Origin of the sequence: Blautia wexlerae DSM 19850 (genome assembly GCF_025148125.1) — a bacterium.
GTDB classification, from domain to species: Bacteria; Bacillota; Clostridia; order Lachnospirales; family Lachnospiraceae; genus Blautia_A; species Blautia_A wexlerae.
Genome location: NZ_CP102267.1, coordinates 165,200 through 182,500, shown reverse-complemented (window position 1 = coordinate 182,500; position 17,301 = coordinate 165,200). Strand labels below are relative to the sequence as shown.

The following is a 17,301-nucleotide window of genomic DNA, read 5'->3' as shown; positions in this document are numbered from 1 at the left end:
TTTTAGCTGATCTTCCCGGGCTTAGTTTTTCTTAAGACCCGAAACCGAGCTGAAGAGAATTGTTTGGGGCTGCGTCCCCCTTTTAGCAGACTTCCCAGCCTCAGCTTTTCTTAAGGCCCGAAACCGAGCCGAAGAGAATTGTTTGGGGCTGCGTCCCCCTTTAGCAGATTTTCCGGGGCTTAGCTTTTCTTAAGACCCGAAACCGAGCCAAAGAGAATTGTTTGAGCTTGCGTCCCTTTCATCTGGAATAAAACCCACTCTCAACCTCCACCGGAATCACCCTCTCCTCAATCCCCTCAATCTCAATAAACCTCTGTCTCCCCAACATCTCCACCATCTGCGCAAGCAGCTCCCTGCTCCCCTGCGCCTCCATCTCCACGCGGTCATCCCAGTTATTTCTCACCCAACCGGTAACCCCCAGAGAACTGGCAATATAACAGGCCCGATAGCGAAATCCAACTCCCTGCACTCTCCCCGAAAACCAATAATGCTTCCTTATCAGATTCTCTCTCATCTCCGAACCCTTCCCATCCTGAACATCATGCTTTTTCCAGACTCCCCGGCCTTTCTCATACTCCTCAGCAATCTCCTCACCTGTCTCAGAATCCTGCAGAAACGTTCTGTACTTCTTTCTCTTAAAATCAAATATACTCAACAGCAACCCTCTCTCACAGCTACTGTGCCGGCAACTTGATTTCCCGAACATTCTCACATCTTTCCTGCCAGCCTGTTTCAGGAATCACTCTGCCGCCACACTACAATCACACCCTGATCACAAATCCGTCTTTTCTCGCTTTCGCTTTCGGATATTCCCCGGAGCGATAACCAAGCACACAATGACCAATTCCAACATAAGACTCCGGCACACCCCACTCTGCCTTCAATGCCTTTCCTTCTTCAGAAGCAAACACCTCTCTTGCACGATGAATCCAGCAGGAATCAACCCCAAGGGCATGAGCAGCATTCATCAGATTTCCCATAACCAGACTTCCATTTTCCACACATGTAGGCATATTACTGTCTGCAAAGACCACAACAACTGTCGGTGCCCCATAGAACGGATTACTCTCAGTCCCCATCACATCCGCATTCATTTTAGAAAGCTTCGCAACAAGTTCCGGATTCTGTGTTACTACCATAAGTGTACCCTGTTGTCCCATTCCGCTTGGTGCGTATTCCCCTGCTTCAAGAATTTCATTCAACACTTCTTCCGGCACCAGATCTTCTTTATAACCACGTACACTTCTTCGTTCCAAAAGATTTTTTATTGTTTCATTCATGTCTCATATCCTCCTGTATTTATTTTCATCACTGTCAAAGCAACATTACTGTCCACCACGTTCTCAGCAACACAGTCAGGCAACAATATCTTCCTATATTATAGCACTACATCTACCAAAACTCACCTGTATTTCCCATAATTTTCAGGCAATTTTCCTTGCCCCTGCATCACAACTGGTCTATAATAAAGAGCAGACTAACATGAGGTATAAACTATATGAACAAAAAAGAAATTTCTGAAATCAAGAAACAGTTCACTCCCGAGAACTGTTCTCTCACCCGCATCTGCGGATGTTACGTTGACGGAGAAAAGAATAAAAAAACCGAACTGAAAGAAGCATTTCTCTCTTTATCAGAAGAAGAAATGTTCAAATACTTTGAAATTTTCCGCAAATCCCTTTCCGGAACAATAGGAAAAAATCTGATGAACATGGAATTTCCTCTCGAGCAGGAAACTGAGGGCGGAACTCAACATTTTCTTATGAAACTGAGAGAAAGCAAACTGACCGATGATGCACTGGTAGAAAGTTTCTACGATAAGATCATTGAAAACTATGATTATCCCGAAAACTACTACATCATCCTGATCCATGGAGTATATGATATCCCCGGAAAGTCTTCCGACGGTGCAGAAATGTTTGATGCATCTGATGAGATTTATGAGCACATCATGTGCTGTATCTGTCCTGTAAAACTCTCTAAGGCAGGTCTTTGCTACAATGCCGAAACCAACAGCATCCAGGACCGTATCCGCGACTGGATCGTGGAACTTCCGGATGTTGCTTTCCTTTTCCCGCAGTTTAACGACCGCAGCACTGACATCCATGGTGTCCTTTATTATAGTAAAAATGCAAACGAGCTTCGGGATATTTTTATCGATGAACTGCTTGGATGTACAGCACCTCTTTCTGCAGGAGGACAGCGTGATTCCTTTAACGCACTGGTTGAAGATACTCTGGGCGACGACTGCAGATATGACACTGTATTAAGCATTCACGAGAAATTAAACGACCTGATCGAATCACAGAAGGATGAGCCGGAACCTGTAGTTCTGACCAAATCTGAGGTAAAACGCCTCTTTGAAGAATGCGGCGTAGAAGATGAAAAACTACAGTCATTTGATGAACAATACGAGATCACAGCCGGGGAAAAATCCTCTCTGGTCGCTTCCAACATCACCAATACAAAAAGATTCGAGATCAAAACCCCGGATGTTGTAGTCCACGTAGATCCTGAACGTGCCGATCTTGTGGAAACACGCGTAATTGACGGACGCAAGTGCCTTGTGATTCCAATGGAAGGCGAAGTTGAACTGAACGGAATCCGCGTACATACAGGAAATGAAAATCCTTCTGATGACGAATTTTATGACAATACAGATACTGAGACAGAGGAGACATCTGATGGAGAATAATCGTAAACTCTTATTTTTTGACATTGACAAAACCCTGTTAACCCCTTACCCATGGACAGTTCCGGACAGTGCGAAACAGGCTTTAAAAGAAGCCCGCTATAATGGTCATCTCCTTTTCATCAATTCCGGACGTACCTATACAATGATTCCGGAAATCATTAAAGAAATGGGATTCGACGGCTATGTATGCGGATGCGGCAGCCAGATTTATATGAATGAAGAGCTTTTGTTTTCCAGTTCTATTCCAAATCCACTTTGCCGTAAAACAACAGAATTACTGCGGGAATGCAGAATTCCTGCGTTTTTTGAACGCCCGGATAAGATTTTATATGACAGCAATTCATGTGCTGTTCCTGAAACTGTTCAGAAGCTGAAAGCAGAAGTTATAGTAGAAGATCTGGCTCTCTACCCGCCCGAAACATACAACCATTTTACATTTGACAAGTTTCTGGCTTTTCCGTCTGCTGATTCTGATATGGAAACTTTCCGCAAATTTGCAGATGAACATTTTCTGTGTTTCATACATGAAGACAAGGCCTGGGAACTGACTCAGAAAAATCTCAGCAAAGCAACCGGAATCCGGTTTCTGGCAGACCGCCTTGGGGTTCCGGTCAAAGCCACCTATGCATTCGGCGACAGCACGAACGATCTTCTTATGCTGCAGTTCGCCGGAAACAGCATCGCAATGGGCGACTCGGATCCCCTGATCCTGCCTCACTGCACTTACCAGACAACCGATATAGAGGACAACGGAATTGCCAATGCTTTGAAGCATTTCCATCTCATTTAGCAGAACATACAAAATAACGTATTATCATATCTCTATTTATCTGTGTTATTTTTGCATATTTAGGAGAATGATTTCGGATTTATTTAAACTTAAAAACAGCTATGTGAAAACACTCAGGTTTTCATCATAGCTGTTTTAATTTACAATAATCAATTCCCATCAGCAGGCTACTGACAGTTCGGATTTTCTTATTTAGCTGCTTCTGTCGGTGTTGCTTCCGGTGTTTCAGTAGTTTCTGCTGCTTCTTCCTCTGCCGCAGGTGTCTCAGTCACATCTGTATCTTCTGCTGCAGGTGTTTCTGTAACTTCCTCTGTTTCCGGTGTTGGAGTTGCCTCTTCTGTCACTTCAGGTGTCGGTGTTTCCGGAACCGGGGTAGGAGTCGGTGCCATGAAGGTATGTTTGTCAGTAATCTTAAGTGTCTTAATGACTTTCTTAACTACCTTTACATCTGCCTCATCCAGCCATTTAGCAGTTGTATCTGTAAAATAGGTACTTTCTTTGGAATTCTGAAGAGATTCTCGCTTGGAAGCTGTGGCATCTTCATCATTGATCTTGTCAAGTCTTACTACATAGTATCCTGTGTCAGTCTCAATAATATTGTCTGCAACTTCTCCGTCTTTCAGTCCTCTCAGAACCTTCAAAACCTCATCCGGATATGCCTCGCTGCCGGAATCTTCATCCTCGTCTTCGCTCTCTTTGGTTGTAAAATTACCCTGTACTGCAGAATAACTGTCATCTACACCCTTGGCAATCTCACTCATATCTGCTGTAGGATCCTCTTTCATCTTATCCAGAATCTCCTGAGCCTGTTCTTTCTTAGTCTTTTTCTCCTCATCAGTTATATCATCACCGCTTGTAGAGATACTTACATAAGTGAAGGTTGTCTGATTCGCTTCATCATCAGAAACTGTGATCTTTCCTTCTGCTACAACCGGATCATACATCTTTTTCTGAATTGTCTGAAGCTCCAGAAGTGTTTTTACCTGATCTTCCGTTACCGCAAGTTCCTTAATTGTCTCTTCACTGTTTGCAGCCATAAACTGTGATGCTGCATCTGCGATCGCTGCTTCATCATCATCTGTAAGCTCTATGTTATAATCCGCAGCCTTCTCTTTGAGAATATACATCTTCTCAACCGACTCCAGACTGCTTGTCACTGCCTGATCACCATAAGTCTCATCTGAATCATCACCTGCTGTCTGATCCCAGATATTATCTGCACTTCCCATATAATTTAAATACATGGTTGTTGTCTGCTGTTGTTGTTCGCGGGCATAAAGACTTACAACTCCAAGCGGAATATCTGTTCCGTCAACAGTAGCCACTGTCTTTGTTCCATCTAATGTTTTACTTCCACAGCCGGAAAGCATACCAACTGACATCACACCTGCCAGTGTCACAACGGCTGTTCTCTTTACCATTTTTTTCATTTCTTCCTCCATATTATCAATCTGGTCTTTCTTCCATACCACTTTCCCAGAATGTACTGTTATTAGAGTATAAACTTTTTTCCTGCGAAGGGCAAGGCAAATCGAAAAATATGTAGTATATTTCACATATTTTCCGCCATGCTCTTAAGTTCCTCTGCAAATTCCGTCAATGCCAGGATCAGATTCCCCTGTGGTTCCAGGATAAATTTCGGTTCCTGCTCATTCTTAAACTGCAGACCTCTTCTGTATTTCTGCATAAGAGCCGGAAAGCCTTCTGTATTCAGCCTTGCTTTCTCATAAAGGGTAAACCGGACTGTTTTTCCAGTCTGCTTTATTTCCGTTACGTACCCCTGATGAGCAATCGCCTTTAACTTCGCAATCGCCAGAAGATTCAGCACTGCCTTTCCGGGTTCTCCGAAACGGTCCAGAAGTTCTTCCAGCATATCATCATAATCCTGTTGTGTCTCAATCCCCGCAATTCTTTTATAAATATCCAGCTTCTGAAATTCATTACTGATGTAGGAATCAGGAATATACGCATCAACATTCAGATCAACCGATGTCTCGAAATCCTCCATTGTATGAATACCCTTCGCCTCTTTCACTGCTTCATTGAGCATCTTACAATAAAGATCATATCCAACCGCATTCATATGTCCATGTTGCTGCGCACCCAGCAGATTTCCGGCACCTCGAAGTTCCAGATCTCTCATTGCAATCTTAAATCCGCTTCCCAGATCCGTATACTCGCGGATCGCAGCCAGACGCTTCTCAGCCGTCTCCTTCAGCATCACATTCTTTCTGTACATCAGAAACGCATAGGCAGTTCTGTTGGAACGCCCGATCCTTCCCCGAAGCTGATAAAGCTGAGAAAGCCCGTATCTGTCTGAATCATGGATAATCATAGTATTTACATTGGAAATATCCAGCCCTGTCTCAATGATCGTGGTGGAAACCAGCACATCAATATCCCCGTTTACAAAGGAATACATCACATTCTCCAGTTCCCTCTCACTCATCTGGCCATGAGCAAAATCCACCCTTGCGTCCGGCACCAGCTTCGCAATACGCAGGGCAACATCTGCAATATCCGTCACTCGATTATAAACATAATAAACCTGTCCGCCTCTGCGCAATTCCCTGTTGATAGCCTCTCGGACTGTCTCTTCATCATATTCCATAACATATGTCTGGATCGGCATTCTGTCCATAGGAGGCTCCTCCAGGACACTCATATCCCGGATTCCGATCAGGCTCATATGAAGAGTACGGGGAATGGGCGTTGCAGTCAGTGTAAGGACATCCACATCCTTCTTTAACTGCTTGATTTTTTCCTTATGCGTAACTCCAAACCGCTGTTCCTCATCAACGATCAACAGGCCAAGATTTTTGAACTGTACGTCTTTGGAAAGGATTCTGTGCGTTCCAATGATCACATCCACCTGACCTTTTTTCAGATCTTCGATTGCCTTCTTCTGTTGTGCCGGGGTCCGGAATCTGCACAACAGTTCCACACGTACCGGAAATTCCTTCATCCTCTGCACAAAGGTATTATAAATCTGCTGCGCAAGGATCGTTGTAGGTGCAAGATAAGCTACCTGTCTGCTCTCCTGTACTTCCTTAAATGCGGCACGCAGCGCCACTTCTGTTTTGCCGTATCCCACATCCCCGCAGATAAGCCGGTCCATAATCCTGGTACTCTCCATATCACGTTTGGCATCCTCAATAGCACTGAGCTGATCCTCTGTCTCTTCATATGGAAACATTTCTTCAAATTCTCTCTGCCATACAGTATCAGGACCACAGACATATCCTTCCTTTTCCTGACGCACTGCATAAAGCTCTACCAGTTCTTTTGCAATATTTTTAACTGCCCCACGAACCTTGCTCTTTGTTTTATTCCACTCCTGAGTACCAAGTTTGTTCAGCTTCGGAGCCTTTGAAGCATCTGCCCCTGAATATTTCTGCAGACAGTCAAGCTGAGTAGCAGGAATATAGAGATTGCTTCCGCCTCTGTATTCAATTTTAATATAATCTTTAACGATCCTGTCTACTTCAACTTTTTCAATTCCTCGGTAAATACCAAGACCATGCTTTTCATGGACAACAAAATCGCCGATAGAAAGCTCCGCAAAATCCTGAATACGGCTTCCACTGTAATTTTTTTTCTTCTTTTTCTTCTGTTCCTGTCCAAAAATGTCAGATTCTGTCATTACCGCAAACTTGATCAACGGGTATTCAAAGCCCTTCTTTGCATGGCCATAAACCACCATGATCTCGCCCGGACAGATCTCCCTGTCATAATCTTGTCCATAAAAGGCTGCCAGTCCCTCTTCCTGAAGATCCTTTGCCAGCCTCTCGGCCCTTGTGCGGGAACCGGAAAGCAACGCGATCCTGTATCCCTGTTTCTTATACTGATGAAGATCTTTTACCAGAAGTTCAAAACTGTTGTTATAAGCGCTGATTGATTTTACCTCCAGGTAAAATTTCTCCCGCACTTTCCAGCCTGCCTGTTTCGGTTCCAGCGCACATACAGAAATACAATTGCGTTTATTCAGTTCTTTTTGAAGCTGTTCAAAAGAACAAAGCCAGTTTTCCGGCAGATTCCGGCTGCCTTTTTCCTCTCTGTGCATACGGCTCTGTCTGTACTCTTCTTCTACAGCCCCGCCTTTCTCAGTCAGTCGGTTTGGTTCATCCAGAAAGATTATGGTTCTTTCCTCCGGAAAATAATCCAGGAAGGAAACCATATCCTTGTCCCCTATATGCTCCACCGCCGGATAGATCGTAAGTTCTTCCAGATTTTCCAGAGAACGCTGACTCTCCGGATCAAAACTCCGGATAGAATCAATCTCATCTCCCCAAAGCTCGATTCTCCATGGATTTTCCTCAGTGAGACAGTAAATATCCACAATATCGCCACGCACAGAGAACTGCCCCGGCATTTCCACCTGTCCTACCCGCTCGTAACCTAAAGCCACCAGCTGGTTCTTCAGCTGTTCTGTGTCTATGGTGCTGTCACTTTCGTAATGAATCAGCTGTTCTTTTATCTTTTCCAGAGATTCCAGAAAATCCATACATCCGTCAATACTTGTAACAACTGTCAGTTCTTTCTCTTCCAGTAATGCCTTAATGACCTTCATCCTCTGACGTATCAGCAGATTTCCATGGATATCTGCCTGAAAGAACAGAAGATCTTTCGCAGGATAAGAATACACTTTTCTGTCATAAAATCTGTAATCTTCATAAATTTCTCTGGCGCGGCGTTCGTCCTCCGCCAGGATCAGACGATAAGGCGCAATCCCGGAAAGTCCGTACATCAGATGAGATTTCTGCGATTCCATACACCCCGAAACCTGCAGGATTCCCTTATTCGTTTTGCTTTTTTCTTTAATCTGTTCAAACTCTGCAAGCCCCTGCAGAGGTGTTAAAAATGCTTTCATCTTCACCCCTCATGATCCTTCGACGTAATAAAAGCGGCTTCTGTTTCCAGTTACCGCTTTCTATACCTTTTGCTGAACAATCATCTGTTTCCTGTCTGCTTATTTCTGTACAGGTACTTTTCTGTTATATTCGTTCATGGCTGCATCTGTACCCTGTGAGATTATGATATCCACAGCCTTTGCCGCCTTTGCTATTGCTTCATCCACAAGTTTCCTGTCTTCTGTGGAAAATCTGCCAAGTACATGATCTGCCAGATCCCATCCCTTCGGCTTTGCACCAACTCCTACTTTGATACGGAGAAATTTCTCTGTGCCAAGCTGGCGGATAATATCTTTGATCCCGTTATGTCCACCCGCACTTCCCTGCTTGCGGATGCGAAGCTGCCCGGGCTCCAGATCAATATCATCATAAATAACAATAAGCTCTGATTCCGGATCAATTTTAAAATAATTCGCCATCTCACGAACAGGACCGCCACTCAGGTTCATAAAAGAAAGCGGCTTCATAAGAATCACTTTCTCTCCACCGATCATGGTTTTACCGTACATGGCATTAAATTTCACACCACCCTGAGGGACATTGTAATCCTCTACCAGACGGTCAACGGTATCAAATCCCATATTGTGGCGTGTTGCTTCATACTGTTTCCCGGGATTTCCCAGGCCAACTACTAAATACATATATGTGTCTCCTGCTTAATTTAACACCATTTTCCGGAATTACCATACCTGTCCTGATGTCAAATTTATTTTTTTACATCCTCTAAAGTGTGTTCAAAAAACCAATCCTGCAAATTGTAACGCACATCTTGCGGAAAGCATTTTTCAAACACACGCTAAGATAATTAATTAAAATATACCATCTCTTCCTTAAGCGGCTCGCATTCTTTCACATCACTTGCATAAAGAACAATGCCCTCACCCTGATATTCTGTACGGTTCTCAAATGCGGCCTTCGCTGTTACTTCTACCCAGCTGCCTTCTTTGATATGCGGTGCATAATCGCTTCTGCACACGTATCCAAGGAATGTGGTATCATCTGCGCAGCAGGTCATTGCCACACGTCCCGGAACAAAGAATTTACTTCCCATTCCACGTGGTTTCATGACACGTCCTTTAAAGCGGACAATTTTGTCTACATATTTATCCGGATTATCCATGGCATCCACAAACCAGATACCATAATCTTCCGGTGGAATCTCAATAATCGGTGCATTGATATCAAACGGCATCTCATCCTGGAAAATGTCATCCATCTCGCCCTCTTCATTTTCAAAGATAACCTCTGCACTCTGATTTGCGACCTTGATCCCTCGTCTGTATGCAGGAAGCGGATCTCCCTCTTTACAGCGGTTAAATACAACCATATCTGTATTTCTGATCATATCCATGAACAGAGATTTCATGTTTGCCATATAAACCTGATAAGTAGTTGCATTCACACAGGTAATCTCCTGCTCAATGCCCCAGCCTTCCGGAAGCTCCATCTGCTCAAACTTACTTACAAGCCACATTCCGTTGTACTCGATCACAACGCGCTCCGGCTGATGGATGATATCCATGGCAGCCAGACGCTGTGGTGTCAGATCTTCTTCATCCTCGATCACTTCCACAACTGTGTTTGTAAGTTTCAGTTTATCCATATCATATTCTTCTTCGCCTTCTTCGCAAAGGATCAACAGAGTTTTGCCGTCAATGGCAAAATACTCCTGCTGCAATGTAAAATCCAGGAAAGTAGTCTTTCCGCTTTCCAGGAATCCCGTAACCAAATAAATGGGAACTCTGATATCATCCATCATATAATTTATTCCTTTATCTTTATTCTGATTCTGTTATTATCTGCCGAAATCATTCAGTCTCGCATCTATGACACAGGATTTCATGCTCCGATGAGCTGAATCCAGATGCAGTATTTTAGAGGATTGCCATAAATCGCTGCTTCCTCATGATCATTATGCAAGCCCGAATAATTCTGCAAGCTTATCTTCTTTCAGTTTGGAGCCGATCACGCAGAGACGACCTGTGTATTCCGGTGCACCTTCACGGATCTCTGTTTCCTCCGGAACCATATCAAAATAAATCCATGTTCCGTCTTCTGCAGGAAGCATTCCCTTTGCACGAAGAATAATACCGTAATCTTCAGAAGCGGAAAGAGCCTCAAGCATCTTCTCAAGACCTTCTCTTGTGTATTTCTTAATCGTCTCACGTCCCCAGCTTGTAAATACCTCATCTGCGTGATGATGGTGATGATCATGATGATCATGTCCGCAACCGCATTCATGGTCGTGATCGTGGTGATGATGCTCATGTTCCTCATGATCATGTCCACAGCCGCATTCATGGTCGTGGTCATGGTGATGATGTTCTTCGTGATCATGTCCACAGCCACATTCATGATCATGGTCGTGATCGTGATGATGATGCTCTCCATGTTCATGTACATGTCCGCACTCCGGGCATACCTCTTCCTCAGACATCAGTTCTTCCTCAAGAGATACCGGTTTCTCCATAACCTCAAGGATTTTCTTTCCGTCCAGTTTCTCAATCGGAGTGGTGATGATAGCAGCTTTCGCATTAATTCCACGAAGAAGTTCCATTGCCTGCTGTGCTTTCTTCTCATCAATGATATCTGTACGGCTCATGATGATCGCACCTGCATATTCAACCTGATTATCAAAGAACTCACCAAAGTTTCTCATATACATTTTGCACTTCTTTGCATCAACTACAGTTGTATAGCTGTTCAGAACGATATCCACATCTCCCTGAACACCCTGTACTGCCTTAATAACATCTGAGAGTTTACCAACACCTGATGGCTCGATCAGGATTCTGTCCGGATGATATTTGTCCACAACTTCTTTCAGAGAAGTGCCGAAATCTCCCACTAATGAACAGCAGATACATCCGGAATTCATTTCCCGGATCTGGATTCCCGCTTCCTTCAGGAAACCACCGTCAATGCCAATCTCACCAAATTCGTTCTCGATCAATACAACCTGCTCATCTGCATAAGCCTCTTTCAGAAGTTTCTTAATCAATGTAGTTTTACCGGCTCCAAGGAAACCGGAAATAATATCAATCTTAGTTGCCATTATCTTATTTCTCCTCTTCGTTAAAATTTATATTTCTGAATAACTGCCATATAGCCGTCATTTTTTATATTCTGCCATTTTTATGAACAAACAGAATAACTTTGGGAACTGCCATCATTATCTGTCTGTTTATATATTTACCTATAACGTACTCATTATACATAAGATGTCCAATGTATTCAAGTCTGCCATCAACGCACTTTGACCAGGAAACGCCTGTGCCCCCTGGTTTACAAATGTCCTGCAGCTGTTCAATACCTTCAGAACAACCTGCCTGTTCACATCAAAGAAAGGGGCATGATCCACCATCATGCCCCCGCCTGTATACACTAATGATCAACCGTTGATCATAAAGCTCATTAATTTATCAATATCGTCTTTCTCATAAGCAACGATCTCAAGTTCCGGAATCTCTCCGCCTGAGAAAATATTTGCCAGAGATACATACTGGGATAATTTAGATTTAAGGTTCAGTCTGTCACCTTCGCCTGTTACTAATTCTACTCTGCCTTCGCAGCTGTCAACTACAGAAAAAAATTTATCGATGTCTTTAATGTTAGATACTTTCATGTTCATTCTCCTTTCAACATGGAAACCATTATTCTCTCTATTCCTTATGTTCGCGATAATTATAACGCAGATAAATTTCAAAAGCAATTATTTATATTTCACGAATTTTTCATATATTATCATGCTTACTCTGCAATATTGTCAAATAAATAACATACCCCTGACAATAATTCTCTCAGATATTCACATATACCCTGAAATCATCCCTCAAAATTAATATGTAAAAATCGCAACCCCATAAGCCGGCAACGGATATGCGAAGGAAAACTCTCTGTTATCACATTCCTGTTTCACTGCCTTAAATGTCTTTGGCTGCTCCAGAAGTCCATTCTCGTCCATAATCAGCTTGTACTGTTTTTTCTTCGGAACACCAACCCTGTAATCCGGACGGTCAACAGGTGTAAAGTTAACTATGTAAAGAATATTGTTTCTCTTTGTAGGAGACTTTCTCACAAAGCTGAAAATACTTCTGTCCCCGTCATCCGCATTGATCCACTCAAATCCTTCCGGATTATTATCACCGGCATAAAGTGCCGGATATTTCTTATAAATAGTCAGGAGATCATGCACATAATTCTGAAGTTCCTTGTGTGGCTCTTCATTCAGAAGGAACCAGTCAAGTTCTCTCTCCTCACTCCATTCACGAAGCTGTCCGAATTCCTGTCCCATGAACAGAAGCTTCTTACCCGGATGGCAGTTCATAAATGAATAGGCAGCCTTTAAATTCCTGAATTTGTCCGGTAACTCTCCCGGCATCTTCTCAATCATGGAGCATTTCAGATGAACCACCTCATCATGAGAAAGAACTAATACATATCTCTCACTGTATGCATATGACATGGAGAAAGTCATCTTATTATGATTAAATTTACGGAAATACGGATCCAGCTTCATATATTCCAGGAAGTCATTCATCCATCCCATATTCCACTTCAGACTAAAACCAAGTCCGTCCTTCTCTGCATCCCCTGTAACCATCGGCCATGCAGTAGATTCCTCAGCGATCATCACAGTTCCATGATTCCTTCCAAGAACTACTGTATTCAGATGCTTAAAGAATTCAATAGCCTCCAGATTCTGATTTCCGCCATATTTATTTGCGATCCATTCTCCATCCTTCTTACCATAATCAAGATAAAGCATGGAAGCAACAGCATCCACACGAAGTCCGTCTACGTGGCACTCCTCCACCCAGTAAAGGGCATTTGCGATCAGGAAGTTCTTAACCTCCGGGCGTCCGTAATTATAAATCTTGGTACCCCAGTCCGGATGTTCTCCCTGTCTCGGATCTGCGTGCTCATACACTGCGGTTCCGTCAAAGTTCGCAAGACCATGGGCATCTTTCGGAAAATGTGCAGGTACCCAGTCAAGGATAACTCCAATCTTATTTTGATGTAAATAATCCACCATATACTTGAAATCCTGCGGCGTTCCATATCTGGAAGTCGGTGCATAATATCCGGTCACCTGATATCCCCAGGAACCGTCAAAAGGATGCTCTGCGATTCCCATAAGCTCTACATGGGTATATCCCATTTCCTTCACATAAGCTGCCAGGGCATGTGCGAATTCTCTATAGTTATAAAATCCTTTTTCATTTTCCTCTGACTGCGGATGCTTCTTCCATGAACCCGGATGAACCTCATAGATTGCCATAGGCTCTACCTGCTCATCAAACTTCTCTCTGTTCTTGATCCATGTGGCATCCTTCCATTTATAGTCTGTGATATCTGTGATCCTGGAGGCTGTACCCGGACGGAGTTCAGCTTCATTTGCATAAGGATCTGCTTTATATAGCTTCTCTCCATGCGCACCCACGATAAAGAATTTATACAGCTGTCCGATCTTTGCCCCCGGAACAAACACTTCATAAACACCGATCGGCCCAACCTTCTCCATCGGGTTTGCTTCTTCCTCCCAGTCATTAAATTCACCGATTACAGAAACAGACTGTGCATTCGGTGCCCAGACCGCAAAATATACACCTTTTTTTCGTCTGTATGTAGTCGGATGGGCACCCAGTTTCTTATATACTTCATAATTGGTTCCCTGTCCAAATAAATATTGATCCAAATCCGTAAATTTCATACTCACACCCATCTGGAGTCCTCCCTTAACTTCGGTTTCTATCTTTTTTGCAGATACTGATTCCATAAAATAATACTGTAACAGGATATCTTACGTTACTGTTCACTCCATTCTCAGTAACGTAGCCAAAGTTCATTCCAGATTGCCTGCGGCAATGGAATTTTGGCGTATGAACAGTAACTATCTTACAGCAAGTTCAATCAGGAATACGAACTGACTTTTAGTCATTCTATAAGCCTTATTATACCAACGGACATTCCATACGTCAATTAAAAATATGTGTATATTTAACAATTTTTTTATATATTTTATGTGTTTTTTGTAAAAAACATAAAGAGCAAAGAAGTACCATTGCTCTCTTCTTTGCTCTTTCGTATATTCGTAATTCTTCTGTATGGTCCACACTGCAGGATTGCATATGTTTTTTATTCCGTTCCATCTCCGTAATCTACAGAATCATCACTGTAATCTTCCGAATCATCTGAACTTCCATCATCATAACTTCCGTCATCCGAACTTCCATCATCCGAACTTCCATCGTCTGAACTTCCATCCGAATAATCCCCACTTCCATCTGAGGAATCTGTGCTTCCGTCAGAAGAGTCTGCACTTGCATCAGATGTACCATCTGTTCCGTCTGTGGAAGCTGACGCATCGGAACCGCCCTGATATCCCGGCACGCCTCCATTACTGAGTGTGCTCGGCCAGAAATCCACATAACATGCATTCTGTAAGGTCACATTCTTGGCTTCTGCCATCTCACTTACTGTTACAAGCTTATATCCCTGTGCAATAAGATCCGGTATCAGTCTCAAAGCAGCCTTTACAGATGGCTCATGAATATCATGCATCAGGATGATAGTTCCATCTGTCAGATCTCCATTCATTACTGCACTGTAATCCGCATCTGCATCCAAAAGTTTCCAGTCTTCTGTGTCCAGCGACCACATAAAGAATGGCTTATTTACAGTATTATAAATATCTGAATTTCCATCACCGTAAGGTGCACGTGCCACACTCGCAGCCTGGCCACATGCCTGAATCAATGCGTCATCTGTATCAGAGAACTGCTTTGCAACTGCATCAAGATCAATTCTCGTCAGCTGTGTATGATCCCAGGAATGACTTCCAATCTCACATCCAAGTTCAAGCATACGTTTTGGTGCATCCGGATATGAACTGACATTCTGACCAAGCATAAAGAATGTTGCATGAGCATTATTCTGTTCCAGACAATCCAGTAATTCATCTGTATACTGTCCCGGACCATCATCAAAAGTCAGTGCCAGCATCGGACGTACCTTACTCGGATCATAAGATCCGTCTTCATTAAAGTAATAATCCTTCACTCCCTTTTCTACCCATCCTGTCTGTATATATCCGTTTCCGTCAAAAGAATAGGTAACACCATCTATATCCTGAAATCCATTTGAAAAATATGTACCGTCTGTATTCTGATACCACTTTCCGTTAGCATCCTCATGCCATCCGGCTGTCATCGCGGCAACCTTATCTGTATCTGATTTACCCTTCAATGGCTGTCTCACAGCAGCATCGGAATTTGCCTGAACTTCCTCTGTATCTGCCTGAGCCTGTACAGTCTGATCACTGCTTCCGCCTCCGGCTACATGATGTGCGATTGGAATAATAATTCCTCTCACCACAAACACCACCGCCAGGATCATGCCAATGACACAAAGTCCGACCTTTGTATAATGCCTGATCATCATCTGGCGTTTTTTTCTGCGCATTCTTTCGCGCAACACCCTCTTATCCATGGTTTCCTTTCCCCGCTTCTTTTTGTTAATTAGTCCCTGACAGCGTACATCACAGTACGGAGTAATCCACTTTTATCAATAATCATAACTCATTTATCAGGTAAATACAATGCCAATTATTCACTCTGATCAACATCTTCCGTACCTAATTCCTCTTCCAGATTCTCATCTACATCTGAATTGTCCTGTCCGGAATCATCAGTATCTTCATCTGATACATTCTGATCACTGTCCTGTTCCGCATTTTCTGCCACAGCATCTGCATCATCTGCCAGCACATCACCGTTTGCGACTTTCTCACTCACACTCGCATTTTTTATAATGAACTCCTCCACTCTGAGAAGTCCGACTGATTCATCTACATAATCCTGTCCGTAAGTTCCAACCAGCTCTGCAATACTAGAAACACCCATCTGTTCTACCAGTTTATCCTGCAGCTGAAGGCTCTCTTTGTCGTCAAGTGACAGTCCCTCTGCATCCATAATCCCCTGCACGATCAGGTTCTGCTTAACCTTACCCTCTGCATACTGCTGACATTGTTCATCAAAATCATCCTGCGAAATACCCTGACTGTCTGTAAACTCTTCCAGAGTCATGTCGGCCTGTTTTGCATAAACTTCCATACTCTTCTTAAATTCAGAAACAGCCTTATCCACATCTTCCTGTGGGTATTCTTTTACTTCAGAGTTCTCAAGCACTGTACTCCATGCAGTATTCTTAAGAACCTCTTGCGCAGATTCCTTTGCGTTTTTCTCAAGTTCACTGCGAATACTCTCACGATAATCATCTACTGTTGTATAATCAGTGTTCTTTGCAACCCATTCATCTGTAAGTTCTCCTTCACGCCGCACGTTCTGCACCGTAACCTTGTATATAACTTCCTTACCTGCCAGAGTTTCGTCTGCATAGTCTGACGGAAAATCAATTTTAATCTCCTTTGTGTCACCTTTTTTCATCCCGATCACACCATTTTCAAATTCCTCAAACATCTGTCCGTCGCCGATCACAAAGTCATAGTTATTGGCAGTACCACCGTCAAAAGTCTGTCCGTCTTTAGTGCCTGTATAATTTACAGTCACCAGATCCCCTTCTTTCGCTGCATCAGATACAGGTTCTGCCTTATCTTTCAGATCCTCATCGATCTGCGCCTGTACATCATCGTCAGTGATCGCATCCACCGTATTGTCCAGAGTCAGTCCTTTATATTCTCCGATCGTAATATATTTCTCTACATTCTCAACAGAAACAAGACGCGTAGTTCCTGTCTCTGCTTTCTTCCCGTCAGCAGCTCCTTCTGTCTTTGTACCGTCTGTGATAACAGCACCGCCATCACCACACGCAGATGCTGTCAGTGCAAAACAAACTGCAAGCATGGCAAGATATATTTTTTTCTTCATAATAATCAATACTCCCTT

At 43.2% G+C, this 17,301-nt stretch carries 14 protein-coding genes; 3 read left to right on the top strand and 11 right to left on the bottom strand.

The window, feature by feature from the left end; genetic code table 11:
• Positions 1 to 238 precede the first annotated feature (238 nt).
• Together NQ550_RS00765 and NQ550_RS00760 are read right to left on the bottom strand one after the other, a co-directional pair.
• Positions 239 to 514 (bottom strand): acylphosphatase, encoded by a 276-nt coding sequence (locus NQ550_RS00765; protein ID WP_029677159.1) that lies wholly within the window; start codon positions 512 to 514, stop codon positions 239 to 241.
• A gap of 247 nt (positions 515 to 761) precedes the next feature.
• A complete protein-coding gene (locus tag NQ550_RS00760) occupies positions 762 to 1,280 on the bottom strand; it encodes a nitroreductase family protein (protein WP_025580404.1) in 519 nt (172 codons plus the stop codon).
• Positions 1,281 to 1,498: 218 nt separating this feature from the next.
• Here NQ550_RS00760 and NQ550_RS00755 point away from each other — a divergent pair, with 218 nt between their 5' ends.
• On the top strand, positions 1,499 to 2,695 hold the full coding sequence (locus NQ550_RS00755) for a DUF4317 domain-containing protein (protein ID WP_022379957.1): 1,197 nt from the start codon (positions 1,499 to 1,501) through the stop codon (positions 2,693 to 2,695).
• Entirely contained in the window at positions 2,685 to 3,485 is an 801-nt protein-coding gene (locus NQ550_RS00750; protein ID WP_025580406.1) for an HAD family hydrolase, read from the top strand. Before NQ550_RS00755 ends, NQ550_RS00750 begins: the two co-directional genes overlap by 11 nt.
• Positions 3,486 to 3,673: 188 nt before the next feature.
• Here the strand turns inward: NQ550_RS00750 and NQ550_RS00745 are convergent, their stop codons facing one another.
• The 3 genes from NQ550_RS00745 to pth form a co-directional block, all read right to left on the bottom strand.
• Entirely contained in the window at positions 3,674 to 4,915 is a 1,242-nt protein-coding gene (locus NQ550_RS00745) for a peptidylprolyl isomerase (protein ID WP_025580407.1), read from the bottom strand.
• Positions 4,916 to 5,037: 122 nt separating this feature from the next.
• Positions 5,038 to 8,355: a transcription-repair coupling factor gene (gene mfd, locus NQ550_RS00740; protein ID WP_025580408.1), complete on the bottom strand. Its 3,318-nt coding sequence runs from the start codon at positions 8,353 to 8,355 to the stop codon at positions 5,038 to 5,040.
• A 99-nt stretch (positions 8,356 to 8,454) separates the two neighbouring features.
• The gene (gene pth, locus NQ550_RS00735; RefSeq protein WP_008707705.1) at positions 8,455 to 9,036 is read right to left on the bottom strand and encodes an aminoacyl-tRNA hydrolase; all 582 of its coding nucleotides are present in this window, start codon (positions 9,034 to 9,036) and stop codon (positions 8,455 to 8,457) included.
• A gap of 28 nt (positions 9,037 to 9,064) precedes the next feature.
• Between pth and NQ550_RS22740 the strand changes: the two genes are divergently transcribed.
• A complete protein-coding gene (locus NQ550_RS22740) occupies positions 9,065 to 9,208 on the top strand; it encodes a DUF6783 domain-containing protein (protein ID WP_416386861.1) in 144 nt (47 codons plus the stop codon).
• Here the strand turns inward: NQ550_RS22740 and NQ550_RS00730 are convergent.
• The 6 genes from NQ550_RS00730 to tig form a co-directional block, all read right to left on the bottom strand.
• Positions 9,201 to 10,151 carry a TIGR03943 family putative permease subunit gene (locus NQ550_RS00730; RefSeq protein WP_025580410.1) on the bottom strand — a complete coding sequence of 317 codons (951 nt, stop codon included), beginning with the start codon at positions 10,149 to 10,151 and terminating at the stop codon, positions 9,201 to 9,203. The genes NQ550_RS22740 and NQ550_RS00730 overlap by 8 nt on opposite strands.
• A 156-nt stretch (positions 10,152 to 10,307) precedes the next feature.
• Positions 10,308 to 11,450 carry a CobW family GTP-binding protein gene (locus NQ550_RS00725; protein WP_025580411.1) on the bottom strand — a complete coding sequence of 381 codons (1,143 nt, stop codon included), beginning with the start codon at positions 11,448 to 11,450 and terminating at the stop codon, positions 10,308 to 10,310.
• Positions 11,451 to 11,786: 336 nt separating this feature from the next.
• A complete protein-coding gene (locus NQ550_RS00720) occupies positions 11,787 to 12,020 on the bottom strand; it encodes a hypothetical protein (RefSeq protein WP_022379952.1) in 234 nt (77 codons plus the stop codon).
• Positions 12,021 to 12,233: 213 nt separating this feature from the next.
• Complete coding sequence (glgB, locus tag NQ550_RS00715; protein WP_025580413.1) at positions 12,234 to 14,120, bottom strand: 1,4-alpha-glucan branching protein GlgB; 1,887 nt, start codon at positions 14,118 to 14,120, stop codon at positions 12,234 to 12,236.
• Between the two features lie 413 nt (positions 14,121 to 14,533).
• Positions 14,534 to 15,859 carry a polysaccharide deacetylase family protein gene (locus NQ550_RS00710; protein ID WP_243881478.1) on the bottom strand — a complete coding sequence of 442 codons (1,326 nt, stop codon included), beginning with the start codon at positions 15,857 to 15,859 and terminating at the stop codon, positions 14,534 to 14,536.
• A 143-nt stretch (positions 15,860 to 16,002) separates the two neighbouring features.
• Positions 16,003 to 17,283, bottom strand: a complete 1,281-nt coding sequence (gene tig / locus NQ550_RS00705; protein ID WP_025580416.1) for a trigger factor — start codon at positions 17,281 to 17,283, stop codon at positions 16,003 to 16,005.
• Between the last annotated feature and the right edge of the window lie 18 nt (positions 17,284 to 17,301).

Bases quoted from the DNA above. Each gene is read 5' to 3' on its own strand.
- tig (WP_025580416.1), bottom strand. From the start codon at position 17,283: ATGAAGAAAAAAATATATCTTGCCATGCTTGCAGTTTGTTTTGCACTG.
- NQ550_RS00750 (WP_025580406.1), top strand. From the start codon at position 2,685: ATGGAGAATAATCGTAAACTCTTATTTTTTGACATTGACAAAACCCTG.
- pth (WP_008707705.1), bottom strand. From the start codon at position 9,036: ATGTATTTAGTAGTTGGCCTGGGAAATCCCGGGAAACAGTATGAAGCA.
- NQ550_RS00710 (WP_243881478.1), bottom strand. From the start codon at position 15,859: ATGCGCAGAAAAAAACGCCAGATGATGATCAGGCATTATACAAAGGTC.
- NQ550_RS00745 (WP_025580407.1), bottom strand. From the start codon at position 4,915: ATGAAAAAAATGGTAAAGAGAACAGCCGTTGTGACACTGGCAGGTGTG.
- NQ550_RS00755 (WP_022379957.1), top strand. From the start codon at position 1,499: ATGAACAAAAAAGAAATTTCTGAAATCAAGAAACAGTTCACTCCCGAG.
- NQ550_RS00720 (WP_022379952.1), bottom strand. From the start codon at position 12,020: ATGAAAGTATCTAACATTAAAGACATCGATAAATTTTTTTCTGTAGTT.
- glgB (WP_025580413.1), bottom strand. From the start codon at position 14,120: ATGGGTGTGAGTATGAAATTTACGGATTTGGATCAATATTTATTTGGA.
- NQ550_RS00760 (WP_025580404.1), bottom strand. From the start codon at position 1,280: ATGAATGAAACAATAAAAAATCTTTTGGAACGAAGAAGTGTACGTGGT.
- NQ550_RS00765 (WP_029677159.1), bottom strand. From the start codon at position 514: ATGAGAGAGAATCTGATAAGGAAGCATTATTGGTTTTCGGGGAGAGTG.
- NQ550_RS00730 (WP_025580410.1), bottom strand. From the start codon at position 10,151: ATGGATGATATCAGAGTTCCCATTTATTTGGTTACGGGATTCCTGGAA.
- NQ550_RS00725 (WP_025580411.1), bottom strand. From the start codon at position 11,450: ATGGCAACTAAGATTGATATTATTTCCGGTTTCCTTGGAGCCGGTAAA.
- mfd (WP_025580408.1), bottom strand. From the start codon at position 8,355: ATGAAAGCATTTTTAACACCTCTGCAGGGGCTTGCAGAGTTTGAACAG.